Source organism: Aestuariirhabdus sp. LZHN29, from assembly GCF_049985285.1.
Lineage (GTDB): Bacteria > Pseudomonadota > Gammaproteobacteria > Pseudomonadales > Aestuariirhabdaceae > Aestuariirhabdus.
Window position 1 is genome coordinate 943,462 of record NZ_JBNIEU010000002.1, and the last position, 26,443, is coordinate 969,904.

General features: G+C 57.3%; 23 protein-coding genes. 17 read left to right on the plus strand and 6 right to left on the minus strand.

Annotated features, from left to right (window positions below; translation table 11 throughout):
- Positions 1 to 11: 11 nt before the first annotated feature.
- Positions 12 to 2,372, minus strand: coding sequence for a serine/threonine-protein kinase (locus tag ACP3PW_RS11180; RefSeq protein WP_426416775.1), 2,361 nt, complete (start codon positions 2,370 to 2,372; stop codon positions 12 to 14).
- A 290-nt stretch (positions 2,373 to 2,662) separates the two neighbouring features.
- On the opposite strand from ACP3PW_RS11180, the gene ACP3PW_RS11185 reads away from it, so the two are divergent.
- Complete coding sequence (locus ACP3PW_RS11185; protein ID WP_426416776.1) at positions 2,663 to 3,106, plus strand: rhodanese-like domain-containing protein; 444 nt, start codon at positions 2,663 to 2,665, stop codon at positions 3,104 to 3,106.
- Positions 3,107 to 3,120: 14 nt separating this feature from the next.
- Here ACP3PW_RS11185 and ACP3PW_RS11190 read toward each other — a convergent pair whose 3' ends face one another.
- Positions 3,121 to 3,423, minus strand: a complete 303-nt coding sequence (locus ACP3PW_RS11190) for an EscU/YscU/HrcU family type III secretion system export apparatus switch protein (protein ID WP_426416777.1) — start codon at positions 3,421 to 3,423, stop codon at positions 3,121 to 3,123.
- A gap of 141 nt (positions 3,424 to 3,564) precedes the next feature.
- Here ACP3PW_RS11190 and ACP3PW_RS11195 point away from each other — a divergent pair, with 141 nt between their 5' ends.
- Positions 3,565 to 4,674 carry a c-type cytochrome gene (locus ACP3PW_RS11195; protein ID WP_426416778.1) on the plus strand — a complete coding sequence of 370 codons (1,110 nt, stop codon included), beginning with the start codon at positions 3,565 to 3,567 and terminating at the stop codon, positions 4,672 to 4,674.
- On the opposite strand, the gene ACP3PW_RS11200 is transcribed toward ACP3PW_RS11195, so the two are convergent.
- A complete protein-coding gene (locus tag ACP3PW_RS11200; protein ID WP_426416779.1) occupies positions 4,675 to 6,141 on the minus strand; it encodes a flagellar hook-length control protein FliK in 1,467 nt (488 codons plus the stop codon).
- Between the two features lie 197 nt (positions 6,142 to 6,338).
- On the opposite strand from ACP3PW_RS11200, the gene ccmA reads away from it, so the two are divergent.
- From ccmA to ACP3PW_RS11265, 13 genes are all read left to right on the plus strand, one after another.
- Positions 6,339 to 6,971, plus strand: coding sequence for a cytochrome c biogenesis heme-transporting ATPase CcmA (ccmA, locus tag ACP3PW_RS11205; RefSeq protein ID WP_426416780.1), 633 nt, complete (start codon positions 6,339 to 6,341; stop codon positions 6,969 to 6,971).
- A complete protein-coding gene (gene ccmB, locus ACP3PW_RS11210) occupies positions 6,971 to 7,672 on the plus strand; it encodes a heme exporter protein CcmB (RefSeq protein ID WP_426416781.1) in 702 nt (233 codons plus the stop codon). Before ccmA ends, ccmB begins: the two co-directional genes overlap by 1 nt.
- A gap of 114 nt (positions 7,673 to 7,786) precedes the next feature.
- Positions 7,787 to 8,530, plus strand: a complete 744-nt coding sequence (locus tag ACP3PW_RS11215; RefSeq protein ID WP_426416782.1) for a heme ABC transporter permease — start codon at positions 7,787 to 7,789, stop codon at positions 8,528 to 8,530.
- Positions 8,531 to 8,542: 12 nt separating this feature from the next.
- A complete protein-coding gene (gene ccmD / locus ACP3PW_RS11220) occupies positions 8,543 to 8,716 on the plus strand; it encodes a heme exporter protein CcmD (protein WP_426416783.1) in 174 nt (57 codons plus the stop codon).
- 2 nt (positions 8,717 to 8,718) lie between these two features.
- On the plus strand, positions 8,719 to 9,168 hold the full coding sequence (gene ccmE, locus ACP3PW_RS11225; RefSeq protein ID WP_426416784.1) for a cytochrome c maturation protein CcmE: 450 nt from the start codon (positions 8,719 to 8,721) through the stop codon (positions 9,166 to 9,168).
- A gap of 68 nt (positions 9,169 to 9,236) precedes the next feature.
- Positions 9,237 to 11,222 carry a heme lyase CcmF/NrfE family subunit gene (locus tag ACP3PW_RS11230; protein WP_426417040.1) on the plus strand — a complete coding sequence of 662 codons (1,986 nt, stop codon included), beginning with the start codon at positions 9,237 to 9,239 and terminating at the stop codon, positions 11,220 to 11,222.
- A 16-nt stretch (positions 11,223 to 11,238) separates the two neighbouring features.
- Entirely contained in the window at positions 11,239 to 11,778 is a 540-nt protein-coding gene (locus ACP3PW_RS11235) for a DsbE family thiol:disulfide interchange protein (RefSeq protein WP_426416785.1), read from the plus strand.
- Between the two features lie 2 nt (positions 11,779 to 11,780).
- Positions 11,781 to 12,272: a cytochrome c-type biogenesis protein gene (locus ACP3PW_RS11240; protein ID WP_426416786.1), complete on the plus strand. Its 492-nt coding sequence runs from the start codon at positions 11,781 to 11,783 to the stop codon at positions 12,270 to 12,272.
- A gap of 175 nt (positions 12,273 to 12,447) precedes the next feature.
- Complete coding sequence (gene smc, locus ACP3PW_RS11245; protein WP_426416787.1) at positions 12,448 to 15,954, plus strand: chromosome segregation protein SMC; 3,507 nt, start codon at positions 12,448 to 12,450, stop codon at positions 15,952 to 15,954.
- A 232-nt stretch (positions 15,955 to 16,186) separates the two neighbouring features.
- Positions 16,187 to 17,371 (plus strand): cell division protein ZipA, encoded by a 1,185-nt coding sequence (gene zipA, locus ACP3PW_RS11250; RefSeq protein WP_426416788.1) that lies wholly within the window; start codon positions 16,187 to 16,189, stop codon positions 17,369 to 17,371.
- Between the two features lie 52 nt (positions 17,372 to 17,423).
- Entirely contained in the window at positions 17,424 to 19,454 is a 2,031-nt protein-coding gene (gene ligA, locus ACP3PW_RS11255) for an NAD-dependent DNA ligase LigA (RefSeq protein WP_426416789.1), read from the plus strand.
- 5 nt (positions 19,455 to 19,459) lie between these two features.
- A complete protein-coding gene (locus ACP3PW_RS11260) occupies positions 19,460 to 20,074 on the plus strand; it encodes a hypothetical protein (protein WP_426416790.1) in 615 nt (204 codons plus the stop codon).
- Positions 20,075 to 20,228: 154 nt separating this feature from the next.
- Positions 20,229 to 20,672 (plus strand): hypothetical protein, encoded by a 444-nt coding sequence (locus ACP3PW_RS11265; protein WP_426416791.1) that lies wholly within the window; start codon positions 20,229 to 20,231, stop codon positions 20,670 to 20,672.
- A 5-nt stretch (positions 20,673 to 20,677) separates the two neighbouring features.
- On the opposite strand, the gene ACP3PW_RS11270 is transcribed toward ACP3PW_RS11265, so the two are convergent.
- Positions 20,678 to 20,908 (minus strand): YheU family protein, encoded by a 231-nt coding sequence (locus ACP3PW_RS11270; protein ID WP_426416792.1) that lies wholly within the window; start codon positions 20,906 to 20,908, stop codon positions 20,678 to 20,680.
- 253 nt (positions 20,909 to 21,161) lie between these two features.
- Between ACP3PW_RS11270 and ACP3PW_RS11275 the strand changes: the two genes are divergently transcribed.
- Together ACP3PW_RS11275 and ACP3PW_RS11280 are read left to right on the plus strand one after the other, a co-directional pair.
- A complete protein-coding gene (locus tag ACP3PW_RS11275) occupies positions 21,162 to 22,166 on the plus strand; it encodes an aminoglycoside phosphotransferase family protein (RefSeq protein ID WP_426416793.1) in 1,005 nt (334 codons plus the stop codon).
- A complete protein-coding gene (locus tag ACP3PW_RS11280; RefSeq protein WP_426416794.1) occupies positions 22,163 to 22,939 on the plus strand; it encodes a sulfite exporter TauE/SafE family protein in 777 nt (258 codons plus the stop codon). The genes ACP3PW_RS11275 and ACP3PW_RS11280 overlap by 4 nt, the downstream gene beginning before the upstream one ends.
- 30 nt (positions 22,940 to 22,969) lie before the next feature.
- Here ACP3PW_RS11280 and ACP3PW_RS11285 read toward each other — a convergent pair whose 3' ends face one another.
- Together ACP3PW_RS11285 and mnmC are read right to left on the minus strand one after the other, a co-directional pair.
- Positions 22,970 to 24,262 carry an NAD(P)/FAD-dependent oxidoreductase gene (locus ACP3PW_RS11285; protein WP_426416795.1) on the minus strand — a complete coding sequence of 431 codons (1,293 nt, stop codon included), beginning with the start codon at positions 24,260 to 24,262 and terminating at the stop codon, positions 22,970 to 22,972.
- 109 nt (positions 24,263 to 24,371) lie between these two features.
- On the minus strand, positions 24,372 to 26,393 hold the full coding sequence (mnmC, locus tag ACP3PW_RS11290) for a bifunctional tRNA (5-methylaminomethyl-2-thiouridine)(34)-methyltransferase MnmD/FAD-dependent 5-carboxymethylaminomethyl-2-thiouridine(34) oxidoreductase MnmC (RefSeq protein ID WP_426416796.1): 2,022 nt from the start codon (positions 26,391 to 26,393) through the stop codon (positions 24,372 to 24,374).
- Positions 26,394 to 26,443 lie beyond the last annotated feature (50 nt).

Here is a 26,443-nt window from a genome sequence, read left to right on the forward strand (position 1 = left end):
GTTCTCCAGTGTCAGGCGGGTTCGCGAGCGAACTCTTTGGTGATGGATTTGCGCAGCGCCTCGGCCATCTCGGCGGCGTCTTGATAGCGGTCGCTGGTTTTCTTTTGTAGCGCTTTATTGACGATGCGGACCGCACTGGCAGGAAGGTCGCTGCGGTGCGTGCGCACACTTTTGAATTTGCTGTTGACGATCTGGTGGGTCAAGGAGGCAATGTTTTCCCCATTGAAGGGCAGCTCCCCGGTCAATAGTTGGTAAAAAGTAACCCCCAGGCTGTAGATGTCGGCAGCGCCGGTGACCTTGGCCCCCTTGATCTGTTCGGGGGACATGTAGAGCGGGCTGCCCAATATACTGCCGGTTCGGGTTTGGGAGTCGTCGCTGATACGGGCAATACCAAAATCGGTCACCTTGACCTCACCGCTATCGGCGTCAAACATGATGTTGCCGGGCTTTATGTCCCGGTGCACAATTTTGTTCTGGTGCGCGTAGCTGAGGGCATCGGCAACATCGGCAACGATTCGGTACACGGTCTTCACCGGCAGCAGACTGCCCGGCTTGCAGTGGCGGTTAAGGGGCGACCCCTTGGCGTAATCCATCGAGATAAAGGCGAGGTTGGGCTCCTCACCCATGTCGAACACGGTGACGATATTGGGATGGTTAAGGCGTCCGGCGGCTTCCGCTTCACGGAAAAAACGGGATTTCATTTCAGGGATACGGGTGGGCTCGAACTGGGCGTAGGTCAGTGTCTTGATCGCTACGTTGCGAGCAATGCGCGGATCTCGTCCGAGGTAGACAACGCCCATCGCCCCACGACCTATTTCGCGGACCACTTCGTAACGGCCCAAATGGGGGGTAGTCCCATTTTGCTCGGGAAGCATCATGGTTTGTGTTGTGGCCAACGGGACATCGACCAGAGTGTCCCCGAGTTCGCCATTCAGTTTGGCGATGCGCTTGCCCACATCCTTGAACTGGCGTTTACGTTGTTGAATGCGGGTGTAGTTGACCAGTGCCCCTTGCAGATCCTGGGTTTGCTCCTGCTGGTGGGCAATATCGTAGGTAAGGCCCAGCAGGGCTTCACTGGTATCGCAGCCATCGAGGGCAGAAGCCGCCTCATCCAGCTGTCCCTGATGGTAGAGGGTGCTGCCAAGCTGCAGGGAACGCGCCTGGAAACGCTGTTGCAGCTGTTTGTAGCGCTGCTGCTGTCGCACCTGAATCATCATCAGGGCTGCGCCCCCTAGCAACAGCACGAGCGGCTCGGCAAGCGGTACCCAATAACCGTACAGGCGTTGCAGTATCAACTGGCCTGCCATCAGGGAGATGCCCAGCGCCAGGGTACAGGCAACGCCGCGCAACAGGCCAAGGAGGGGCATCACCAATAGCAGGTACGCCGTTATCAGCAGCAATCCGACTGTCTCGGCCCCCCTGTTCCAGGGAACACTGCGCAGATAGTGCTGGTGTTGCAGTGCCTGAATGGCAGCGGTCAGGGCGCTGCCCTGGCCATTCAGGGTTGCATCAATAACCAGCAGCACCTTGGGACCGGCGAGGCTCGAGGCCTCCTTCAGGTTTACCGCCTCGGTGGGCGGCATATCACCGTTGGGGACAAGGGCAAATATTCGGCCATCACTGGCGCTTACGAGGGGGCTGGTGTCGCCAGATCTGCGATTGACGAACCCTCTGTTGGGTACCCACTGTAAAGCGGGGGAGAGGTATTGGCGGGCCAGCGGTAGCAGTACGCTGGCGTACCACTGTTGGTCGCTCTGGTAGATCAGAGGATAGCCGTACTCCTCGGGAGACGCGCCTGGCCATAGCGCTATACCGCTGTGCGCCCCATCGGTCGCGGGTAGTTCCGGTGGTTGCAGGTTGAGTGCGCGGCTGATTGGCGGAGGCAGAAGCGTGCTGGAGGCTGCCGGATCCGCCACGACCCGTTGTTTGTCTTTGGTCATGGAGGCGGGTGCCGCAGATGGAGAAACCCCGATGATCAGTTGGCCGCTCTTTTGCCAGGCGCTGAGTTGTTTTTGTCGGCTTACCAGTTTCGCCTTTGCATCCAGCTCTGCGAGCGCGGTAGCGGAAAGCAGTGGCGGGGAGGGTAATAGCAGGACCGCTGTTCCTCCCTGTTGAATCTGTTGTTGCATCAGGGCAAACAGGCTGTTTGAGAGCACCGGGTGTCCCACCGCGTTGCTGCGGACTGCTGCAGGCAGGGTCACCTCAAGCGGGCGTGGGTGGGTGGAGACCCCGGACTGGGAATGAATCGAGGAGCTCCACTGCAACCAGTACTGGTTCAGGCTGTGCAAGGGTATTTGGGCTGCCATTACCATCCCGGCCAGTAGCAGTACCAGAAAGCGGGTGCTAAACAGGGTAAGGAGCCAATTGATCAACAGCGTTTTCACGAAGGGGTAATGCGACCTTGATTGATGAGGTGAGCGGATAGCCGTAACCGCGTTGCAGCGCCTATGACCGACCTACATTATCACAGCTAGCTAATGAGTCTATCCAAAAGCGGTGGCTACAATTGTGTGCCAAGTCTCAGCTTGGTTTTGGAACCGGGCTACAACGACTCATAGATAATAATTGAGTAAAAAAGTTGGTCTTAGCACTATTGGTTCCGTTGATGGAATACAGGTCTCGCTAAACTGAGGGCAGCGGCGTCAGAAAGAGGGAGTTGGATATGCGCGCACTTATTCGTTTACTGGTCTTGTTGTGTTACATGGTGGCTTATAATGCGGTGGCGCTCGAATCGCCATTCAATGTCATCGGGGCGACCACCATTAACGTGCACCAGGCAAAACAGCTCTACGATGCGGGAGCCGTGTTTGTGGATGTGCGTGGTGATCGGCAATGGCGTTGGGGGCACATCGAGGGGGCTCGACATATGGAACTGCGACGGGACTTCGGCAAGCTGTTTTACCCCGGGTATATGGAGCGTGATATCCCCCTGGTGATCTACTGTAATGATCTCGATTGCAAGCGCAGCGCCTTTGCCAGCTACCTTGCAGCAAAGTGGGGGTATACCCAGGTCTACTACTTCCGCGACGGTTATTACTCATGGTTGGCGTGGGATATGCCGATAAAAACCGCCACTCGAGAGCAGTACCATTGGGCCGAACGCTAGCAGTTGCTCCGGGTTCAGGTCTCTCCGGGGTCGGTCCAGCCGGGAGGAGCCTTGCCCTGAACGCGGTAGGCAAAGGCGATCAGTTGTGCGATGCAGATGTACAGGTTCTGGGGGATTTGTTCCCCCAGATCCAGCTGGCTTAACAGTCGTACCAGTTCGGGATTTTCGTAGAGTGGGATCTTATGCTCGCGGGCAATAGCAATAATTTGTTCAGCCAGGTCACCCTCCCCCTTGGCGGAGAGTTGAGGTGCGCTCTCCCCGTCGTATTCGAGGGCGACGGCGTTGCGCGGTGGGGGAGGCGGTGGGGTTTGCTTCATACTCTCATGCTACGCCAATATTTTAGGGCTGTAATCCCTCGCTTTATTGAGCTGGCTCATTGTGGCAGGGACCGCTTTGCGGTGAGATTGTGGAAACGTGGATCAGACGGGTTACAGGGAACGTAATTCTGAGGGGGGTAGATGGGGTCACGCTGGGTGATCAAAATAAGCGGGTTAGGTGCCATTGCGATCGGCCTACTGTTGGCAGTGCTGCCCCAGCCCCGGGTCGCCATTGCGGCCACCGCGGTGGAAACCACCTACCAGAAGTTTTTGCAGATGGCAGAGCTTGGAGACCCCGAGGCGCAAAACTTTGTCGGCTACATGTTGCTCTATGGTGAGGGGGTCGAACGCAATCATAAGGGCGCCCACGATTGGTTCCATGAATCTGCCGAGCAGGGGTACTATGTGGCGGCCCGTAACCTCGGTATTTTTCACAGTGGCGCGCTACCGGGCGTGCCCGAGGGTTTCATTGATCGCAAGGAGAGTAATCTTTGGTTTAGTCTCGCGGCTGCCAATCTGTCGAGCCCTGAAGATACGGTGCTCGCAAGTCGCTCCTACAGTCTGTTTCTGGGGGAACAGATCCCCCCCCAGAGCCCTGAGGAAACCGACTACCGCTTTGGTGAAAGGGTCTATCTGGGGCTCTGCGCGGGTTGCCACGGGTTTAATGGCTGGGCGGCCCATGAGGGGGTGCCCTCCTTTGCACGCTACGATCGACTGAATAGGGATGATTACGAGTTGGTGCAATCGGTGCTGAACGGCAAGGGCAATATGCCGGGCTGGGAGGGGATCTTCTCGGTGCGCGATAGCTTCAAGGTGCTCGACTATATTCGGCAACGCTTTATCCTCAATGGGGGCGATATTCCCCCGCGGCCGCTTCCCACGTTGGTTGATAACCCCCAGGAGCATCAGCTGGGTGAGCATACTTTTATCACCTTCTGCGCGGGCTGCCACGGTTTTAGTGGTATTGCTTACTATCGCCACTCCCCCTCTTTTGCCCTGGGGGAACGGCTGCACAAGACGGATGGCGAGCTACTCGGCAGCATCACCGACGGCCGGGGTCAGATGCCGGGGTGGGGGGAAAAACTGGAGTCGAGGCAGATCAGGGCGGTGCTGCGGTATATTCGCACCCTTAAACCCAACTTTGACTCGGGCCTGGTCAATCATCTGCGAGAGCCGCCCGAGATCTATTTCCGTTTTCGGCCCCGGGGAGAAGAGGGCTCCGATGAAAACTGGAGCTGGATCAGGCGTTAGTCAGGTGTGAATATCGACCAGTGATCGCGCCAGCCGGGTTTCGCGCGGAATAGGCAGGCCCCGTTTGCAGCGCAGCTCCTCTACCTCCAGTCCTGCGGCTGTCAGCGCGGTGTGCAGCCCTCCGATCTCATTTCCCAGCATCTGCAAAGTCTGGGGCGCGTCTGCCCATAGTGTGATCGCTGCGCGGTTGTCGATGAGGCTGATGAGGGCCTGGAAGGGGGCCAGTGGCGCGATCTCGAAGGCCAGGTTGATCTGCCAGCGATAGCTCTGCTCGGAGCGTTTTTTCTTCTCTTGGTGGGCGTATTGTTCGATCAGTAGCTGGATGCTGTCGAGTTGTTGCTCATTGCGCACGGGTAGCTCGTAGAGCCAGCTGTTAAGTGGCGCCCCGGGGTCGGCACCGGCGGTTTGCTGTTGCACGAGGCTCAGTATCTGCTGCGTCTGCAATCGTGCCAGGGCTGTGGCCAGATGCAACATTAGCTGCTGTGGACTGGATTCGTTGCTGGTGATCCTGGCGTCGGTGGAGGGCGTCGCCGTCGTAAACTGGGGAAAATGGGGTGGGGTCAAAGGGAGATGTTCACCACCATAGGGGGTGCCGGAGGATGCTACGGGTTTGGCCGCTGGCATCAACAGCGCCAGTAGCTGCAGCAACGGCGGGTTACCCTTGGGTGCGCCGGTACCGGATGCAGCGACCGTCTGCAGGGTAGTGAGTAATGCGGCTTTAAGGTCCGGGGCGCTGGCAGAGGCGGCGCCCGCCGGCGGGCCTTGAGGGTTAACAGTATTCGATGGTGAGGGGCTGCTTCCCCGTGGCGACTGTTGTGCCAGCAGCCCTTCGAGATGCAGGCCGCTACGCTGTAACTGTTCGCGTACCGAGAGCGGAGTGCTCAAACTGGCCGGAGTCGGCAACTGCTGAGCCAGTGTGTGCAGCGCCTGGAGCGTTTCCCGGCTATGCAGCGCGGGCGTCGCCGGTGGCGCTGTGGAGGGCGGGCTAAGGCTGGCCAGTTGGCGAATATATTCCACCAACGGGCGGCGGCTGTAGGGTATCAGCTGCTGTAGCTGCTGCAGCAGCTGGGAGCGGCTGCTGTCGGCGGCAGGGCTCTGCTGGACCTGTAAGCTGAGAACCCCCTCTTTTGCGACCAGCACCAGGGGCTGATTGGGCGGCGGCAGCTGGCGAGTGGCCAGCAGCAACTCCTTACCGGCAACCAGCGCCCGTACCAACAGGGTGGGGTCCCGGGTTAATTCAATCACGGGCTCTTTACCCGGCAGGTAACTCTGGATCGCCTTTATGGTGAGAACGAGTTCGGGGGGAGAGCGCTCTTTGATCGCCTGTAATAGATTGCCAACGGGGTTCGGGCTGGGGGGGGCGTTACGGTCACTGCCCTTGGCTTCGCCATCGTGGATGCCTATAAGCGGCGAGGTCGCGTTTACTGGAGGGCGAGGAGGGGTTGGCTTGGGTGGGTCAATGGACATAGTCGGAAGAAGTGCCGATGGCGTCTCGTTGTGGCACTATTATTGACTAGGCTCATCAGTTTTGGAAACTATTTGTATATAATGCCAAGCGCTTAAAAGTGATGCGCGTCGGAGTCTTTATATGCAAACGCCTCGATTTCGACTCGGTGTCACCCATAATCGAGGTCGGTAAACCTGACAAATAAACGGAGTGTCGTTTGGACCCCTTTCTAGAAGTACGTCAGCTGGGTTGTGAGCGAGATGACAGGGTGTTGTTCCGGGCGCTGGATTTTGATCTAAGCCCGGGTGAGATTCTGCAGATCGAAGGACCGAATGGTAGCGGAAAAACCACAATGCTGAGGGCGTTGTGTGGCCTGTCCGCCGATTTCGAGGGCGAGATTCACTGGCGTGGCGTCGCCATCCGGGATGATCGCGAAAGCTATTTTAGTGAGCTGCTGTATGCCGGCCACAGTGTCGGGGTCAAGGCGCAGCTTACCCCTCAGGAAAATCTGGCCTGGTATTGCGGTCTGCACGTCACTGTCGGTGACGATGAAGTGAATGACGCGCTGGAGAAAGTCGGCCTCTACGGCTACGAGGATGTCCCCTGTCATAGTCTCTCTGCCGGCCAGCAGCGCCGGGTTGCTTTGGCGCGCCTGCACCTGGCACGTCAACCCCTGTGGATTCTGGACGAACCCTTTACCGCGATCGATAAATCCGGTGTAGCGGCCCTTGAACAGCTGCTGGTTAATCACGCCGAACGGGGCGGAGCGATCATTCTGACCACTCACCACGATCTGGCGATGATCTATCCCGATCTTCGACGCATCAGCTTGGCCGCCAGGGAGCAGTAATGATGATGGAAAAGCAATCCAAGCCAAGCTTGTGGCAGTCCTGTGCCATGGTGTTGCGGCGTGACCTGCGCCTTGCTTTGCGCAACCAAAGCGACCTGGCCAACCCCCTGATCTTTTTTATTATGGTTGCCACCCTGTTTCCCCTGGGTGTGACCCCGGATAAGGAGTTTTTGGGAGAGATCTCGATCGGAATTATTTGGGTGGCAGCCTTGTTGGCGACCCTTTTATCGCTGGATGCGATGTTTCGTTCCGATTATGATGACGGCTCGCTAGAGCAGTTGTTGCTGAGCCCTTATCCCCTTTATCTGTTGGTGTTGGCAAAAGTCGTCAGCCACTGGATGGTGAGCGGGTTACTGCTTACCTTGCTGTTCCCGCTACTCGCGGTAGTGCTATTTCTGCCTTGGGAGGGGTACCCTGCTATGCTGGCGAGCTTGCTGCTCGGGACGCCCCTGTTAAGTTTGATCGGCGCCATCGGCGCGGCGCTGACGGTTGGCTTGAAGAAGGGAGGGGTATTGCTCTCTTTGCTGATATTGCCGCTTTATGTGCCGGTGTTGATTTTCGGCACCGGGGCCGTGGGGGCTGCGGTTAACGGCACTCCCTATATAGGGCACCTGTTGTGGTTGGCGGTGTTTCTGGTGATGGCGTTGACCCTTGCACCATTTGCGATTGCTGCGGCTCTACGGGTGAGCATCGCAGGTTAGGCTGCACTCTGGATGGTGTGCCGAAATGAGTTGTTATGACCGGATGTCGACTGATTAAACAGGGGCTGAAGGTTTAAAACAGGTAATAATTTAGTTGAACTGGACGTGGTAACGATGAACTGGACTTGGTTTCACAAAATGGGTTCGCCCAAGTGGTTTTACGACATCACCGATAAATGGATGTTTTGGTTGGGCCTGGCAAGTGTGCTGCTGCTGGCCACTGCCATGGTATGGGGGTTGGCGTATGCCCCCGCGGATTACCAGCAAGGCAACAGCTACCGTATTATCTTTATTCATGTGCCTTCCGCCTTTTTGGCCCAGGCTTGCTACATCATGATGGCGATTGCAGGTGCCATCGGGCTGATCTGGAAGATGAAAGTGGCGGATATGGCGGCCAAGGTCAGTGCGCCCATCGGTGCCTCCTTTACCATTTTGGCGTTATTGACCGGTGCTATCTGGGGCAAACCGACCTGGGGCACCTGGTGGGTATGGGACGCACGATTAACCTCCATGCTGTTGTTGCTGTTCCTCTACTTTGGGTTCATGGCCCTGCAGGCAGCATTCGATAACGAAAATACAGCCGCCAAGGCCAGCTCAATCCTTGCCCTGGTAGGTTTGGTGAATATTCCGATCATCAAATACTCCGTGGAATGGTGGAATACCCTGCACCAGCCCGCGACCCTGACCGTTACCGAACGACCGGCGATGGCCACCGAAATGCTAATACCCTTGTTGCTATCAATAGCAGCCTTTTATTGCTTTTTTACCCTGGTTTTTCTGATGCGTCTGCGCACCGAAGTGCTGATTCGAGAAAATCGTACCAACTGGGTGAAGAAAATCGTCCAACGTGATGTCTGATTGAGGTAACCCATGTATTTTGACAGCTTCGCGAGTTTTATCGAAATGGGTGGTCATGGTCCTTATGTTTGGGCCTGCTACGCTATTGCGGTTTTGGTGGTGGTCTTTAATGTCTGGAGTCCACTGCGTATTCGCAAGAATTTTATCGTTGATATGAAGCGCCGTTTGCGCAGAGAGGCCAAGTAGTCATGAATCCAATTCGTAAAAAACGCCTGATTATCGTTCTGTTTTTGGTGTTTGGCGTTGCCGCCGCCGTCGGTCTGGCGCTGGTGGCGCTGCAACAGAATATCAACCTGTTTTTCTCTCCTACCCAGATCGCCGAAGGCGAAGCCCCCGTAGGGCAGCGAATTCGTGGTGGTGGCCTGGTGGTTACCGGCAGCGTGGACCGTGACTCGCAAAGCTTGATGGTACGTTTTGATATCACTGATGGTGCTGAAAGTGTACCCGTGGAGTACGTTGGCATCCTGCCGGACCTGTTCCGAGAAGGGCAGGGGATCGTGGCCCAGGGATCGATGCGCGCCGATGGTGTGTTCGAAGCGGTCGAGGTTCTGGCCAAGCACGATGAAAACTATATGCCTCCCGAGGTGCAAGAAGCGATCGATAAGGCGGGTCACCCCGCCAAGTCAACCGAAAGCTAGGTGCTCGTAAGAGCATAGCGATAACCTGAAACGCCGGAGGCGTGTGTAACATGAATGAAATGGGAACGATAATCCCGGAATTTGGCCATATGGCCTTGATACTGTCGCTGATGTTTGCGGCTCTTCTGGCGGTGGTACCGCTAGCCGGTACCTACACGGGTAACCGCCAGTGGATGACCCTTGCGCGCCCCCTCAGCTGGGGGATGTTCAGCTTTTTGGCATTTGCCCTGGTGTGCCTGGCTACCTCCTTTGTGGCAGATGACTTCTCGGTGAAGTATGTGGCGCAAAACTCCAACAGTCTGTTGCCGACGCAGTTCAAGATCAGTGCGGTCTGGGGTGGTCACGAAGGCTCGTTGCTGTTGTGGGTCGTCATTCTTGCTGGCTGGACCTTCGCGGTGTCGATCTTCAGTCAGGGCCTGTCCCGCGAGATGATGGCGCGGGTGCTCTCGGTGATGGGTATGATCAGCATCGGTTTCCTGCTGTTTATGCTGTTGACCTCCAACCCATTTGATCGACTGCTGCCCAACCACCCGGTGGATGGGAACGACCTTAATCCGTTGCTGCAGGATGTCGGCCTGATTATACATCCCCCCCTGCTCTATATGGGCTATGTGGGATTCTCGGTGGCCTTTGCGTTTGCTATTGCCGCCCTGTTGGGTGGGCACCTGGATGCTGCCTGGGCACGTTGGTCTCGCCCCTGGACAAACGTGGCCTGGGCCTTCTTGACCCTCGGTATCGCTCTCGGTAGCTGGTGGGCTTATTACGAGCTTGGCTGGGGCGGCTGGTGGTTCTGGGATCCCGTTGAGAACGCCTCCTTCATGCCCTGGTTGGTGGGTACCGCATTGATGCACTCGTTGGCGGTGACTGAAAAACGCGGCGTGTTCAAGAGCTGGACCGTGTTGCTGGCGATTTTTGCCTTCTCACTCAGTCTGCTGGGAACCTTCCTGGTGCGTTCCGGAGTGCTGACCTCGGTGCACGCCTTTGCCACCGATCCGGCTCGGGGTGCCTTTATCCTGATGTTCCTGTTGCTGGTGATCGGAGGCTCGCTGACCCTATACGCTCTCAAGGCGCCGGAGGTGAAGAGTAAGATCACTTTCAGTTGGAGCGCCCGCGAAGCGTTTTTGCTGGTGAACAACATCCTGCTGACGGTGGCTGCGGCCATGGTCTTGCTAGGAACCCTGTTCCCGCTGCTGTTGGATGCCGTCGGCGGCGGCAAGATCTCCGTGGGGCCTCCCTATTTTAATGCCCTGTTTACACCCCTGGTGGCGTTAATGGCGGCCACCCTGGGTGTGGGCATGATCTCGCGCTGGAAGGAGACACCGGCTGATTATCTCTGGGCTCAACTCAAGCGCGCGCTGCTGTTGAGCGTGGTATTGGGAGTGGTCTTTAGCCTGCTGTATGGCGATAACTTCTACTTCTCCGTATTGCTCGCGATGACGCTGGTGTTCTGGGTTGCCCTGGTGACCCTGCAGGATGTTATGACCCGTACCCGCAATAAGACCGGGATCGTTGCGCGCCTGAGATCATTGAAGCCCGTCTATTGGGGTATGGTGCTGGGCCACCTCGGTCTCGCTGCGGCCATCGTAGGCGCGGTGCTGACCAGCCACTATACCGTCGAGCGTGACCTGCGCATGGAGCCGGGTGACACCCACGAAGTCGCTGGCTACACCTTTAAGTTTATGGGCGCTCGCCATCTGATCGGCCCTAACTATGAGGGCGATGAGGGGGTATTCGAGGTTTACCGTGGTGACAGCTTGTATCGGACCATGACGCCCGAGAAGCGGATCTATACAGTATCCCAGATGCCAATGACCGAAGCGGCTATTGATCCGGGCCTCAACCGCGACCTTTACCTGGCGATGGGAGAAGAGCTGGGCGATGGTGCATGGGCCGTGCGTATTCAGTACAAGGCGTTTGTACGCTGGATTTGGCTTGGTGGTTTGCTGATGGCTCTTGGTGGCCTGATCGCTGCCTGTGACCGCCGCTATCGTTTACGTGAGAAGGCAGCTGAGGGCCGCGTTGCCGGCCCTGCGTCCTCCTCCGCCGTCGCTTAACCGTTAAGGAATCTGGATGAAACGTTTAAAGCTATTTATTCCCCTCATCATCTTTATGGTGATGGCGGGCTTTCTCTACAAAGGGTTATTTATGCAGAAGGAGATTCTCCCCTCGGCCCTGATCGATAAGCCGTTTCCGGAGTTTTCCCTTCCCACCGTAAAAGATCCGACCCGCACGGTTACCCGCGATGACCTGCTTGGAGATGTGTCGCTGGTGAACGTGTGGGCGACCTGGTGCCCCGCCTGCCGTGTGGAGCACCCCTATCTGGTTGAATTGGCGCGGGATGAGGGGATACCTATCTACGGCGTCGACTACAAGGATGAGCGCGATCAGGCGCTGCGCTGGTTGAAGGAGCTGCACGACCCCTATGTGTTCAGCATCGAGGATGCCGATGGCCGCCTCGGGATCGATCTCGGGGTCTACGGCGCTCCCGAGACCTATCTGGTCGATCGTAAGGGGATAATTCGCTACAAGCATGTAGGCGTGGTTGATAAGACTTTTTGGGAAACGACGCTCAAGCCGCTGGTCGAGCAGTTGCGCAGGGAGGAGGGATAGGGATGATAGTACGTGCATTGATGCTGGTGATCGCTCTGCTGGTGCCCCAGGCCCAGGCGGCTATCGATACCTACGAATTCAGCACTCCCGATCGCCAGGCGCGTTTTTCCGTGTTGACCGAAGAGCTGCGTTGCCCCAAGTGCCAGAACCAGAATATTGCAGACTCCAATTCGCCCATTGCCAACGACTTGCGTCGTGAGATTTATCGCATGCTCGAAGAGGGGATGAGCGACGACGAAGTGGTGAATTTCCTGGTGGATCGGTACGGGGAGTTTGTACTTTATAAGCCTCCTTTCAGCACCAAAACCCTGGTTTTGTGGGGCGGTCCAGCGCTGTTTCTTCTGATCGGCTTGATTATGTTGGGCGGGTTGTTGCGCAAAAACCGTCAGCAGAAAGTAGCGACACAGACAGAAAGTGGGGACTCTGCGGTATTCGCTGATGACCTCAACGAAGAGGAGCGCCAGCGGCTCAACCAGTTGTTGCAAGGGAAGTAATTCCTGCGAGTAACCGTACTGCAGGGCCGGAGCGAAACTGGCCCTGTGCTTTCCAATTGTTCGTTCCACTCACCGTTGCTGGCGTGTAAACTGATCCACTTGATAAGAGCTCGTGTGGCACCTCGGGGAAGGTGGCTGCAAGCGGGCCTTTGCAGATTCAGGACCATTAGATAGCATGCGACTCAAGTGTATTAAACTCGCCGGATTCAAATCCTTTGTAGATCCGACCACCGTGCAGTTTCCCAGCAATATGTGCGCTGTGGTAGGGCCTAACGGGTGTGGGAAGTCCAATATCATCGACGCCGTAAGGTGGGTAATGGGGGAAAGCTCCGCCAAGAACCTGCGCGGTGAATCGATGACCGACGTTATCTTTAATGGTTCAAACGCGCGTAAGCCGGTAGGGCAGGCTTCTGTCGAACTGGTGTTCGATAATAGTGACGGTACCATACGGGGCGAGTATGCCGCGTTTGCCGAGATCTCGGTACGCCGTAAAGTGACGCGGGATGCCAAAAATATCTATTACCTGAACGGCACCAAGTGTCGTCGCCGGGATATTACCGATATTTTCCTTGGCACCGGTCTTGGGCCACGCAGCTACTCCATTATTAGCCAGGGCATCATCTCCAACCTGATCGAATCCCGGCCGGAAGATCTGCGGGTATTTATCGAAGAGGCGGCGGGGATCTCCAAATACAAGGAGCGGCGCCGGGATACCGAAAATCGAATTCGGCGCACCAACGAAAACCTTGAACGACTCACGGACCTGAGGGATGAGCTCGAACGCCAGCTGCACCATCTTCAGAGCCAGGCCCAGGCGGCCGAAAAGTATAAAGAGTATAAAGCCGACGAACGGCTCAAAAAGGCCCAGCTTAGCGCCCTGCGTTGGCGCTCGATTGATACGGAAGTGGGTGAGAAAGAGGCGATTATTCGTGACCTTGAGGTGCGTATGGAGTCGTTTGTGGCCGACCAGCGTGCCATGGACGCAGCCATCGAGAAGAAGCGCGATGATCACACCCAGCTGACGGATCGCTTCAACGAGGTGCAGGGGCGTTTTTACAGCGTGGGGGGCGAGATTGCCCGTGTGGAGCAAACCATTCAGCATACCCGCGAGCGTTCACGGCAGTTACTCGAAGACCTGCAGCAGGTGGACAAAAGCTGGGAGGATACGACTCGCCATCTTGAAGCCGATGTGGCGTTGGTCGAGAGGCTGGAAGCCGAACTGGTGGAGCTGGAACCCGAGGTTGAGCTGGTGCGGGAAACCGAGGAGGAGGCCACGCTGACCCTGGAAAGCGCCGAAGAGGCGATGCAGGACTGGCAACAGCAGTGGGATAGTTTTAACCAGCGAGCCTCCGAGCCACGCCAGCGGGCGGAGGTCGAACAGTCGCGAATCCAGCATATCGAGCAGGTGGTTTCCCGTCAGGGTGAACGCCTGCGCCGATTGCAGGACGAGCGCGACGAGCTCAGTGCTGGCGAGGCTGAAGAGGAGCTGGAACTCCTCGCCGAGCAGCTATCCGAGCTGGAGATGGCGGGCGATGATCAGCAGGTGGCTCACGAAGCACTACAGGAAAAGATCGAGCAGCAGCGCGAGAGTATCCAGCAAACCGGCACCTCGCTGGATGAATGCCGTACTCGTCTGCAAAGCCAGCAAGGGCGTAGAGCCTCGTTGGAAGCGCTGCAGCAGGCCGCCCTTGGACAGCGCGGAAGCCTTGGCAGCTGGCTGGAAAAGCAGGGGTTGGCAGAACACCCGCGCCTGGCGGAGAAGATTCAGGTGGAGGAGGGGTGGGAGTTAGCCCTCGAAACCGTGTTGGGCGACACCCTGCAAGCGGTCTGTGTCGATGGTTTGGACCCACTGGTCGAGCTATTGGGAGAACTGGATGCCGGTACCCTGACGGCGTTTGAGAGCCGCCGTGGCGGGGCATCCCCAGGCGAGATTGCTGCTAACAGCCTGCTCAGTAAAGTGACTTCCGATACCGCCCTCGATGGGTTACTTGAGGGGATTCTGGTTGCTGATGACCTCACCGCTGCCCTGGCGCAGCGCGGTTCACTGAAAGGCCGCGAGTCGATCATCACGCGCGATGGAGTCTGGGTGGGTAGTAACTGGCTGCGGGTCGCTCGGGATGAGGATCAGCAAGCGGGTGTATTGCAGCGGCAACAGGAGCTGGAAGAGCTGGTGCTCCAGATCACCTCAGGGCAGGAGCAAGTGGAGACCCTCGCCGAGCAGTTGCAACAGCATCGTGACAGTCTGAAATCAGCGGAAGTAGAGCGTGAATCCCTGCAGAAGGCGATCGCGGAGCAGGGGCGCCGTCAAAGTGAAATTCGCGCCGAACTGAGTGCCAAGCGAGTCCGTATCGAGCAGGTCGCCACGCGCCGCGAGGGGATAGACAGCGAACTTGCAGAGATTCGTGAGCAGCAGGAGCTGGAGCAGGAAAAACTGGGTGAAGCGCGCCTGGTGCTGCAGGAGGCTCTCGATCTGATGGAGACGGATGCCGGTCAGCGTGAGCAGTTGCTGCGTCTGCGGGACGACAATCGTTCGCGTCTTGACGAAGCTCGTCAGCGCTCCCGTCATGATAAGGACCGCAGCCACCAGTTGCAGCTGCGCTACCAGTCCATTCGCACCCAACTGGACGCGACGCTGGGTGGCCAGCAGCGACTGCAAGACCAGGTAGGGCAGCTTCGGGAGAGGAGGGAGCAGTTGCAGTTAGGCCTTAACCAGGCGGATGAGCCGGTTGAAGAGCATAAGTTGGTGCTCGAAGAGCTGCTGGAGCAACGGGTCCTGGTCGAAGAGGAGCTGGCGGAGTCCCGTCGTCAGGTTGAAGCACTGGATCACGAGATGCGCGAGCATGAGAAACAGCGTTCGGAAGCGGAACAGCATGCAACGACCCTGCGTGGCCAACTGGAACATATTCGGATGGCTTGGCAAGCGCTGCAGGTGCATAGAACGACGCTGCAGGAGCAGTTGCTAGAGGAGCAGTTTGATCTGCCGACGGTGCTCGAAAATTTGCCCGATGATGCCACTGAAACAGAATGGGAAGACCTGCTGCGGCGCCTGGATAATCGCGTCCAGCGCCTGGGAGCGATCAACCTGGCGGCTATCGACGAATACAAGGCGCAGGCCGAGCGAAAAGAGTATCTGGATGCACAGAACAACGATCTGGTAGAGGCGCTAACGACGTTGGAAAATGCCATTCGCCGCATCGATCGGGAAACCCGTAGCCGGTTTAAGGAAACCTTCGAAAAGGTCAATAGCGGACTACAGTTACTTTTCCCCAAAGTGTTCGGCGGCGGCCATGCTTACCTGGAGCTGACAGGCGACGACCTGCTCGATACCGGAGTGACGATCATGGCTCGACCCCCGGGCAAGAAAAACAGCACCATTCACCTGCTCTCGGGTGGCGAAAAGGCGTTAACGGCCATCGCGCTGGTGTTTTCTATCTTCCAGCTGAATCCGGCACCCTTCTGTATGCTCGATGAGGTGGATGCACCACTGGATGATGCCAACGTGGGACGCTACGCCCGCATGGTAGAGGAGATGTCGGCGTCCGTGCAGTTTATCTATATCACCCACAACAAAATTGCGATGGAGGCTGGCAACCAGCTAATGGGGGTGACGATGCACGAACCCGGCGTGTCGCGGATGGTTTCTGTTGATATCGAGGAGGCTGCTGCTCTGGCCGCGGTCTAAAGGCTGGCCTGGGCTCAAATTTAGGCAACAGATCTTTTTGAGTTTTATCGGGTGCTGTCCGATAATGGGTGCATGCTCGGCAGGGGGGCGAGGCGCGTGGATTGCCGGCGAACATTTGATCCTGAACTACAAAAACGGTGGTAAAGGTACGAGTGGTTTGGCCAATCAGGGAACGTTGCTGTATGTCGGGATGGTTATCCCGCTATGACTGAACAGGGGTTAGTGAAACAAGATGGATATGGGTGTGCGTGGCTGGCTGGTTGCTGTAGCCGTAGTGTTGATTCTGGGTATTTTGGCCGATGGCTACCGGCGCATGCGAGCGGCCCGCAGGCGTCCCAAGGATCTTGAATTTTCCTTTGGCGATGGCGACGAAGATTTTAACAACGAACTCCCCAACGGCGGGGCGCGGGTGATTCTGAGCCCGGGTGATAAGGCACCAGACCTTGAGGGCGCGGCAGCTGAGGAGGAAAACGACCCCCTGTTTATGCCGCCTCCCCGCCAGTCCTCAGTTAAACCAGCGCCGCCTCAGGAACCATCTCAGGAGGTTGAAGGAAACGAGGCATTTGGGTCCGCCCTTGATGAGACCCTCGGTTATAGCGCCGAGGCGGAGCCCTTTGTTGCCGAATCCGGGTTTACCGAACCGAGCCTGGAGGCCCCGTTCGATAGCGAACCCGAAATCGCCGCTGGGGTGACACGGGAGCCTGTTGTCGAGCCGGCTTCCAGAGGATCCGCAGTGGAACCCCAGCATGACTCCGAGCCTCTGACGACTGAACCCGTTTTGCCGTTGGGGCAGGTGCCACTAAATCTCGATGAGCCGGTACCGGTATTGATGGAGGTTGATGCCCCATCCCGTGACGCCGCGGCGCCCGCGCCTCGGGCACAGCAATCCAAACCCATAGCTAAACCCAAGCCCAAAGCTAAACCCACCCCTGAGGTGGTTGAACCTGCACCCCATGCAGAAGTTGAGCAGCGCCCCCCCGCAGAGGAGATTGTGGTGATCAATGTGATCGCTCGCAATGGGCAGATGTTCCCCGGTGATTTGCTGCTGCAGCAGTTGCTCGAAAATGGCATGAAGTATGGTGAGATGAGTATTTTTCATCGCCATGAACAGTTTAATGGGGAGGGGGCGGTGCAGTTTAGCCTCGCCAATGGCGTAGAACCGGGTAGCTTTGACCTTGATCATATGGATCAATTGCAGACGCCACTGGTTACCCTGTTTATGGGGTTGCCGGGTCCGAAAGAACCCCTCAAGGCGTTTGAGATGATGGCAACCGCAGCGCAGACCCTGGCGAGGGAGCTGGGTGGAGAGCTTAAGGATGAGAGTCGCAGTGTGATGACCCAGCAAACCCTGGCCCATTGCAAGCAACGCATCACAGAATTTGAGCGCCGTCAGTTGACCCGCGAACGAAATCGCTAACAAAGCGGATTGCTAATTGCGGCGACCACAGGCCACTTCGACGAGATAACCGATGACTCATACCCGTTCGCCAGCGCAGGAGGTTGCGCAGCTGCGTGAGCAGTTAAACGAATACAATTATCGCTACTATGTCCTCGATGACCCCTCGGTGCCCGATGCTGAATATGATCGCCAGATGCGTCGCCTGCAGCAGCTTGAGGTGGATTATCCAGAGCTGCTGAGTGACGACTCCCCAACCCAGCGAGTCGGTGGTCAGGCCTTGGCGGGTTTCTCCCAGGTTAAGCACGAACTCCCCATGCTGTCGCTTGATAACGCCTTTAGTTCAGACGAACTCCAGGCGTTCGAGAAGCGTTTGCAAGACCGCCTTGGGAGCACCAGTCCGATAGAATTTGCCTGTGAGCCCAAGCTGGACGGTATCGCCGTTAGCTTGCTTTACGAGGACGGGGTATTGGTTCAAGGTGCCACCCGGGGCGATGGCAGCACCGGTGAGGATATCACCGCCAATGTTCGCACCATCGCGTCGATTCCGCTGCGCTTACGCGGCGACAGGCTCCCACCGCTGTTAGAGGTTCGAGGGGAGATCTATCTGCCCAAGGCGGGGTTTGAGGCACTCAACGAACGCGCGCGAGCCCAGGGCGATAAGCTCTTTGTAAATCCCCGTAATGCGGCGGCGGGCAGTTTGCGCCAGCTCGACCCCCGTATCACCGCTACCCGCTCCTTGCAGATGTGTTGTTACAGCATCGGCCGGGTCGGTGGCTTTGAACTGCCGTCAAAACACAGTGACGTACTAAAACTACTCAATGGTTGGGGGTTACGGATCAACGCTGAAATGGCGGTCGTCGAGGGCGCCAATGCCTGTCAGTCCTACTACGAGCAGCTGGCCATCAAACGCCCCCGGCTCCCCTATGAGATTGACGGTATCGTGTTCAAGGTGAATGAGCTGGGGTTGCAGCAACGGTTAGGGTTTGTCTCCAAGGCGCCGCGCTGGGCCATCGCCTATAAGTTTCCTGCCCAGGAGGAGATGACACGATTGCTCGATGTCGAATTTCAGGTCGGTCGTACCGGTGCCGTGACTCCGGTCGCGCGCCTCGACCCGGTGTTTGTCGGGGGGGTAACGGTCAGTAACGCGACCTTGCACAACATGGACGAAGTAGCGCGGCTCGATGCCCAGGTAGGTGATACCGTGGTGATCCGTCGTGCAGGGGATGTGATTCCCCAGATCGTCAAGGTGGTCCTTGAGCGTCGCCCACACAATGCCCGCGCTATTGTATTGCCTCGCGCATGCCCGGTCTGTGGTTCCGAGGTGGAGCGCGAGGAGGGCGAAGCCGCTGCACGCTGCAGCGGGGGGCTTTTTTGCGGTGCGCAACGCAAAGAGGCGATTAAGCACTTCTCCTCTCGTAAGGCGCTCGATATAGAGGGCCTCGGTGACAAGCTGGTAGAACAGTTGGTCGATGAGCAGCTGATCCAGACCTCTGCGGATCTTTTCAGCCTCAGTCTGGAGCAACTCTGTGGGCTCGACCGCATGGGTGAGAAATCGGCACAAAACCTTCTCGATGCACTGGATAAAAAACGGATCACTACATTGCCGCGTTTCCTTTATGCCCTGGGTATTCGAGAGGTGGGTGAGGCGACGGCACTGAGCCTGGCGCGCCATTTTCTTACCCTTGAGGCGTTGCAAGAAGCCAGTGAGGAGGCGCTGCTCGAGGTGGACGATGTGGGGCCTATCGTGGCGCATCATATCCAGCGTTTTTTTCGTCAGGCCCATAATGTAGAGGTATTGCAGGCGCTGCAAGCACGTGGGGTGAGCTGGCCTGCTATGGAGGTTAATCCCGATTCAAGGCCGCTGGAGGGTGAAACCTGGGTGCTGACGGGAACTCTCACCAGTATGGGGCGTCCGGAAGGCAAGAGCCGCTTGCAGGCACTCGGTGCCAAGGTAGCGGGCTCCGTGTCGGCCAAAACCACCGTTGTGGTTGCCGGAGAGAAGGCCGGGTCCAAACTGACCAAAGCCGAGCAGTTGCAGATACCGGTACTGGATGAATCCGCTTTTGTCGCTCGCTTGGCGGAACTGGAGGGGCAAGGATGAGGCCTGTGGCTCGTGCCCCCTTGGCGCTTATGGCGTTGCTGTTGATGCTATTGGGGTTGAGTGGTTGCGCCACCTCGCCACCGCGCAATACCGATAATATCTGCGCTATTTTCCGCGAACAGGACGATTGGTACGATGCGGCCCAAGATGCCAATGAGCGTTGGGGAACGCCCATCCAGGTGATGATGGCGATCATGCACCAGGAGTCCCGCTTTGTGCACGATGCGCAACCGCCGCGCACCTGGTATCTGGGCTTTATCCCCGGGCCGCGCCCCTCATCGGCCTATGGTTACGCCCAGGCGCAAACACCGGCCTGGGACGATTACCTGAAAGAGGCGGGTAGCTGGGGAGCGGATCGCGATGAGTTTGCCGATGCGGTGGACTTTATTGGTTGGTACACATGGAAGACGCACCAGGTGAATGGTGTCTCCAAGTGGCACGCCGACCTGCAATACCTGAATTATCACGAAGGCTGGGGCGGTTATCGTCGGGGTACCTATAAAAGCAAACCCTGGTTAATCGGTGTTTCGCGTAAGGTAAAACGCCGGGCAAGCGATTATGGTGCGCAATTACGCGGTTGTCAGGACAGTCTCGAGGGTGGTTTTTTTAACTGGTTCTGACTTTTTATGTTTGCCGCATTCCACTGAGGATGGGTTTTGGGTATCGTTGAGCTAATGTAGAACCCGGTGGGCAGGATGGCCTGGTCTCGGACGTTGCTGTTTAACCCGCTGCCGGGTCAGAGCGCGGAATTTTGGAATACAAGGAGAGGGCTGCGTGGATCACGAGTCGATCGTCTATGGCTGTATCAAGGACTTGCCGTTTGGTAATGACCGGGAGATGTGGCTGCGCCGTAAGCACAACCAGCGCGCCATCAAGTCGCTTCCCGGAATGGATGACTGGCCCTTTTTGTCCCGCGAAATGTTTGCTGCGACCGGCAGCATGCCGACGGAAGCCAGCACCTATCAAACCCAGGTGATCCATTTCGGCGCCTCCTATCGCGCCATCGAGTACGAATGGGAGCAGTGGGTCGCCAAGTTTGAGCAGCTGTTGCAGTCGATGTACTGGGTGTCGGTGGCGGTGCACTTGGAAACCGAGCTATCCGGGACCCATACCTTTACCTGGGACTCGGATACCAGCTATCACCAGCCGGGTTCGGGAGATATTAAAGTCCGCTGCGAGTGGCAGCACGAGGGAAGTCTGGGCGGCGCGCGCTTCTGAGCCAGCTAGTCCTGCCTCAACTCCTGCGGGAGGTCCCGGCGCAGGATGATATTCGCGCTCTCGGTCAGCTGAGTATATAGAATCACCGCCTCCCCCCGTTCGAGCAACCGGTGCACCGCACTGACCCGCTGTTCGAGGCTCTCTTCGAAACCGTTGTCGGTGCCTTCGCGAGAGACAAACTCCTCAATCAGATTGCGAAGCGTTTCTGCTTGAAGGTCGCGGTGTGGAATGATCATTGTTACTACTCGCAGGTTTGGGATGCCGATAACAGGCCCTATGGTAGCCGATAGGGGGCGCAACGGGCAGCCCTGTATGGAATACATTGGGGGAAAACATTGGGATTGGTGGTGAGAGCCGGCGGTGATCAGGCATCGATAGGTCAGCGCCTGAGCTTTCCAACAGGCTCCCGCTATCCCACGGGCCACAACGGCTGGAAATGAGCGGGTAGCGTGGTAGAGTACGCGTCATCTTTGAATACAGGATATGACGATGGAAGTGGAGAGCCGCTCGCTGGCACGAGAACAGTTTATGGCGCGGCAGGGCTGGGGAAAGGCTGAGGTCTATCCGCTTGCAGCCGACGCTTCGTTTCGTCGCTATTTCCGCCTGCAACGAGGCGCTGAACACTGCTTGTTGATGGATGCCCCGCCTCCCCAGGAGCAGATTCTTCCCTTTCTACAGATAGCCCGCCATTTGCAAAGCATCGGCTTGCGGGCCCCCCGAGTGCTATGCAGCGACGAGGGGATGGGGCTGGCGCTGCTGGAAGACTTTGGCGATAGCACCTTTACGCGCATGCTCGCCCAGGGCGAGGCGGAGACCCCTCTCTACCGAATGGCGGTGGAGGTGTTGATTCAATTGCAGCAAGATCCCCGCAGTACCGAGCTGAAGCTGCCAGCTTATGACGAGGCGACACTGTTACGCGAAGCGATGTTATTGGTGCAGTGGTATTATCCCGCTCTGGTTGGCTCCCCCTGTCCCGATGGGGCGGTAGAGGAGTACCGCCGCGCATGGGGCGAATCCATGAAGTCCCTGCAGGAGCAGCCGCCAGCACTTGTATTGAGGGACTTTCATGTTGATAACCTGATGCAAGTGGGTGCTGGCACCTCTGTGGCTAACTGCGGCCTGCTGGATTTTCAGGATGCTTTGATCGGTAGTCCGGCCTATGACCTAATGTCGCTGCTGGAAGATGCCCGGCGGGACGTGTCCCCTGATTTGCAAAAGTCATTAATTCAGCACTATCTGGATGTAAGAGCAGAACTTAATGCTGAAAAATTCATGAGTGCCTATCGTATTCTTGCCGCACAGCGCCACGCCAAGGTGGCCGGTATTTTTGTGCGTTTAATGGTGCGCGATGGCAAGCCGGTGTACCTTCAGCATATTCCCCGGGTGGTGGCACTGCTGCGGCAGAACCTGGAGTCGCAAGAGTTGGCACCGGTGCGCGAATGGGTGGCTCGTTGGCTGCCGTCAATGGGTGAGCCGCTGGAGCTTGGCGAGTGATTACCGATCCATTTTTTTACCTTTGTGCGATCCCTGCCGTACTGCTGTTTGGTGTGGCAAAGGGTGGCTTTGGTGGCACGGTGGCGGTGGTCAGTGTGCCCCTGATGGCTTTGGCCGTTCCACCGCTGCAGGCCGCCGCGATTTTGCTACCGATTCTGGTGGTGATGGACGCGGTGGCGTTGTGGAGTTTTCGCGGCCAGTACGACCGCATTAATTTAAAGATCCTGCTCCCCGCAGCGGTTGCGGGAGTGGTGATTGGAGCGTTCTTTTTTCGCTACCTGCCCGATGATGCCATTCGTGTTTTGATCGGGCTGATCGCCGTCATCTTCTGTTTCAACTATTGGTTCAATCCCGGTTATCACTCCAAAACAGCGCCTAATCGCCTTAGGGGGTCGTTCTGGGGCATGGTGGCAGGGTTTACCAGCTTTGGTATACATGCCGGAGCGCCGCCGGTGAGTGTGTATATGCTGCCGCAGCAGCTGGACAAGAAACTCCTGATGGGCACCTTTGCGGTATTTTTTGCTTCGGTGAACTTCGTAAAGCTATTTCCCTACGCCTGGTTGGGGAGTTTTGAGGCCACTAACCTGCTGACCTCGTTGGTGCTGATTCCCCTGGCTCCGATCGGCGTCCGTCTGGGGTTTTACCTGCTACACCGAGTGGATGAAAAAATAATATACAGGCTCGCGTATTTCTTCCTCTGTGTGATGGGAGTCAAGCTTCTCGACGATGGGTCGCGGGGCCTTATCGCCGCCAGCGAGATGGGGGCCATCTAGCCCCCGCTCGCTACTGGTCACTTGTAAGAATCAGAACAGATCCATAAAACGGTAATACAGCATACCGGCGGCCAGCAGCGGGGCGCGCAGATGCTTGCCACCGGGGAAGGTCATATGCTTGATGCCGGCAAACACGTCGAAGCGCTCGGCCTGTCCGCTGATTGCGTCTGCAGTGAGGCGCCCCATCATGTGGGTCGCGTTAACGCCGTGTCCCGAGTAAGCCTGGGCGAAGAGCACGTTGTCGGAGATGCGTCCCAACTGGGGCATGCGGTTGGCTCCAATGCCGATATTTCCACCCCACTCGTAGTCGATCCTGGCGTTGGCGAGTTCCGGGAACACTTTCAGCATCTTGGGGCGCATGGCGGCTTTAATACTGCTGGGCTCGCGACCCGAGTAGTTGCACATACCGCCGAACAGCAGGCGCTTGTCCGCACTCAGTCGGTAGTAGTCGAGGGCCACGCGCTGATCGCAGATGGCCATGTTTTGTGGAATCAAGCGGCTGTGAACCTCCTCACTAAGGGGCTCTGTGGCGATGACGTAGCTTCCGGCCGGCAGGACTTTACCGGCAATTTTTGGCTCAAGTTCGCCGATGTAAGCGTTACCCCCGAGTACCACAAAATCAGCGCTGACGGTGCCATGCTCGGTGTGCACAACCGGTTTTTTACCGTGCTCGATACGCGTCGCTGCTGAATGCTCAAAGAAACGGGCGCCCAGCGCTTCGGCGGCGGCGGCTTCACCCAGGCACAGATTCAATGGGTGTACATGACCACTACCCATGTCGACCAGTCCACCAATATACATATCCGAGCCCACCACCGATGACACCTCGGCTTTATCAAGCATGCGCATCTCATGGCGGTAGCCGTAGCGGGTATGGATGTCGAACTCCTCCTCCAGCTCATTCATGTGGCGAACACGGGTGGCGGCATCGAAATAGCCCCAGCTTAGATCGCAGTCGATGGTGTATTTTTCGACGGTGTTGCGAACGATCTCCACCGCCTCCAGCCCCATGTTGAAGATCGCATCGACTCCGGCGTCGCCGATCTCGTTGCGAAACTGGTCGGCACCGTGACCGATACCGCGAATGAGTTGCCCGCCATTACGCCCGCTTGCACCCCAGCTGAGCTTATGGGCTTCCAGCACAATGACCTTGTAGCCCCGCTCGGCAAGATTTAGCGCGGTACTAACACCGGTAAAACCGCCGCCGACAATGCAGACATCCGCGCTGTGGCTGCCCTCCAGTCGGGGGTGATCGGTTTGTCGGTTCGCGGTTGCCGCGTAGTAGGAGGGGGCGTGTTCGTTACTGTGCACGGGTGTATTCATGGTGTTTAATATACTGCTTGTGTTGTAAATTAAAATTTACACGAGCATACCTTGGGGCTTTACCGCTTGGCAAGCGGTCTTTGCCGTAAGCGGCGCATCTTTCGCGGTGTTAGATCTGCTTGCGGATCAGCTGGCGGACCAGAAATCGGCTGGGGTTGATGGCATTGCGCAGGCGCCGGGTAATGGGCAGGGGATCGTTACAGATGATACTGGCCAGGATCTCTCCGCCCAGGGGACAGGTGACTAACCCTCGCGATCCGTGGGCGGTATTGATATAGAAACCCGGCAGGTAGGGGCAGGGGTGATCAAAACGGGTGTTGGCGTCCTTGCGCAGGCGAGCGTATCGCTGGACGAACTGAACGGAATCAACCAGCGGACCAATGAGTGGCAGGTAATCCGGGGTGGTAGTGCGAAAATTTGCGCGACCGCCGCTCACCTTTTCCACCGCCGCGTCCAGCCCCCGATAGAGCTGCGGGCTGATTTTCTGCAATAGTTCCAGGTTATACCGGTGATCTTTTTCACGACAGCTTGTGAGGTCGCAATCGAAGTTGAAGGTCGCTCCTATATTCAGCTGACCGTTGCGCGCCGGGGCAATATATCCCTCTGCGCAGATGACACTCTTTAACGCCTCACTTTGTGTGGTCGCGGGCAGATAGCTGATCTGGCCACGAATCGACTTCAGGGGCAGGTACTGGCTCTGGGGCAGGGTGTTGCAGTCTCTACCGGTGGTCAGAACCAGCTGTTCGGTATGTATTGTTTTGCCTTCTTGATTGGTTAGCCGCCATCCACTTGTGGGATCAAGTTGCTGCGCCGTTTGCAGGGTCCAGTTGGTGGTCAGTTCAATCAACGGGTGATCGAGAAGTGCCTTACAGAGGCTGGGAGGGTTAACCCAGCCGGTGGTTGGAAACAGCAGACCTCCACTACCCAGCTCTACGCCGCAGAGCTGGCTGAGGGATTGAGCATCCTTGCCACTAAGGAACTCAGGGTGATAGAGACCGCACTCGAGCAACTGCTGCTGCCGGGTCAACTCTTTCTGGTTGTGTGCCAGCTGGATGACGCCGCAGGGAGACCAGACCGATGGGTTGTGGTGGGGAGGGAGCAGGCTATGGAGCAAGCCAAGACTGAAATGAGCGCCCTGGTGCACCAGTTCCGATAGCTCGGTGCCCTGCGCCGATAGCTTGCTGTAGAGCACACCCTGGGGGTTGCCCGACGCTTCCAGCGCTGGCGCGTCTCGTCGCTCCAGTACGCGCACTTTCCAGCCACGGCGCGCCATCGCCAATGCGCTGCAGCATCCGGCGAGGCCGGCACCGACAATAACTATCTCGCGGCACTTGCCGGTGGCTACCGGGAAACGCTGCCACGGCTGCTCGGTTTGTGTGTGCTTGTGGGGCGTTTTCTGAACACTGGGCTCCTTTAAATACCCCCGTAGCATCTCTCGCTTGATACCAAACCCGGGTATTTTTTCTATATGAAAACCCGCTGCCAGCAAACCCTTTCTAACGCTGCTGGCAGACGTAAAGGTCGCGAACGTAGCTCCGGCGCTACTCATGTCGGCCATTGACTGAAATAACCGTGGTTGCCATATATCGGGGTTTTTAGCGGGCGAGAATCCATCGAGAAACCAGCAATCGATGTGGGCATCGAAACCTTGCAATGAGGTAACTGCATCGCCGATACAGAGTGTGAGGTTGACTCGCCCGTCGTCAAAGATCATGCGATGAGTCCCACTCAGGGCCAGTGGGTAGGCTTGCAATAACGGCTGTGCCATCGATTCCAGTTCAGGCCATAACGCCAATGCTCGGGTCAGGTCCTTGCTGTTGATCGGGTATTTTTCGGTGCTGATGAAATGCAGGCGGGCATCTGGCGCTGCCTGCTGTTTCCATAAGTGCCAGCAGCAAAGAAAGTTAAGCCCGGTGCCGAATCCGGTTTCGGCGATGGTAAAGCGGTCTCCTGTGCCTAGCCGCTTAAAGCGCTTCGCCAGTTGGTTCTGCTGCAGGAATACATAGCGGGATTCGTCGATTCCACTATCGCTGGAGAAAAAGAAATCGTTGAAGCGCGGACAACGCGGTTGGCCCTCATCGTCCCAGGTCAAATTGGCGTGATCGGCATCACTGGAACGGGGAGAGGACAAGAGGCGCACCATAGGGTAGATTGAACAGGGACAGATAAACTATTCTACTA

What these genes read in the sequence shown, in the direction of transcription:
- ACP3PW_RS11185 (WP_426416776.1), top strand. Translation starts at nt 2,663, where the DNA reads ATGCGCGCACTTATTCGTTTACTGGTCTTGTTGTGTTACATGGTGGCT.
- ACP3PW_RS11190 (WP_426416777.1), bottom strand. Translation starts at nt 3,423, where the DNA reads ATGAAGCAAACCCCACCGCCTCCCCCACCGCGCAACGCCGTCGCCCTC.
- ACP3PW_RS11195 (WP_426416778.1), top strand. Translation starts at nt 3,565, where the DNA reads ATGGGGTCACGCTGGGTGATCAAAATAAGCGGGTTAGGTGCCATTGCG.
- ACP3PW_RS11200 (WP_426416779.1), bottom strand. Translation starts at nt 6,141, where the DNA reads ATGTCCATTGACCCACCCAAGCCAACCCCTCCTCGCCCTCCAGTAAAC.
- ccmB (WP_426416781.1), top strand. Translation starts at nt 6,971, where the DNA reads ATGATGATGGAAAAGCAATCCAAGCCAAGCTTGTGGCAGTCCTGTGCC.
- ACP3PW_RS11215 (WP_426416782.1), top strand. Translation starts at nt 7,787, where the DNA reads ATGAACTGGACTTGGTTTCACAAAATGGGTTCGCCCAAGTGGTTTTAC.
- ccmD (WP_426416783.1), top strand. Translation starts at nt 8,543, where the DNA reads ATGTATTTTGACAGCTTCGCGAGTTTTATCGAAATGGGTGGTCATGGT.
- ccmE (WP_426416784.1), top strand. Translation starts at nt 8,719, where the DNA reads ATGAATCCAATTCGTAAAAAACGCCTGATTATCGTTCTGTTTTTGGTG.
- ACP3PW_RS11235 (WP_426416785.1), top strand. Translation starts at nt 11,239, where the DNA reads ATGAAACGTTTAAAGCTATTTATTCCCCTCATCATCTTTATGGTGATG.
- ACP3PW_RS11240 (WP_426416786.1), top strand. Translation starts at nt 11,781, where the DNA reads ATGATAGTACGTGCATTGATGCTGGTGATCGCTCTGCTGGTGCCCCAG.
- smc (WP_426416787.1), top strand. Translation starts at nt 12,448, where the DNA reads ATGCGACTCAAGTGTATTAAACTCGCCGGATTCAAATCCTTTGTAGAT.
- zipA (WP_426416788.1), top strand. Translation starts at nt 16,187, where the DNA reads ATGGATATGGGTGTGCGTGGCTGGCTGGTTGCTGTAGCCGTAGTGTTG.
- ligA (WP_426416789.1), top strand. Translation starts at nt 17,424, where the DNA reads ATGACTCATACCCGTTCGCCAGCGCAGGAGGTTGCGCAGCTGCGTGAG.
- ACP3PW_RS11270 (WP_426416792.1), bottom strand. Translation starts at nt 20,908, where the DNA reads ATGATCATTCCACACCGCGACCTTCAAGCAGAAACGCTTCGCAATCTG.
- ACP3PW_RS11275 (WP_426416793.1), top strand. Translation starts at nt 21,162, where the DNA reads ATGGAAGTGGAGAGCCGCTCGCTGGCACGAGAACAGTTTATGGCGCGG.
- ACP3PW_RS11285 (WP_426416795.1), bottom strand. Translation starts at nt 24,262, where the DNA reads ATGAATACACCCGTGCACAGTAACGAACACGCCCCCTCCTACTACGCG.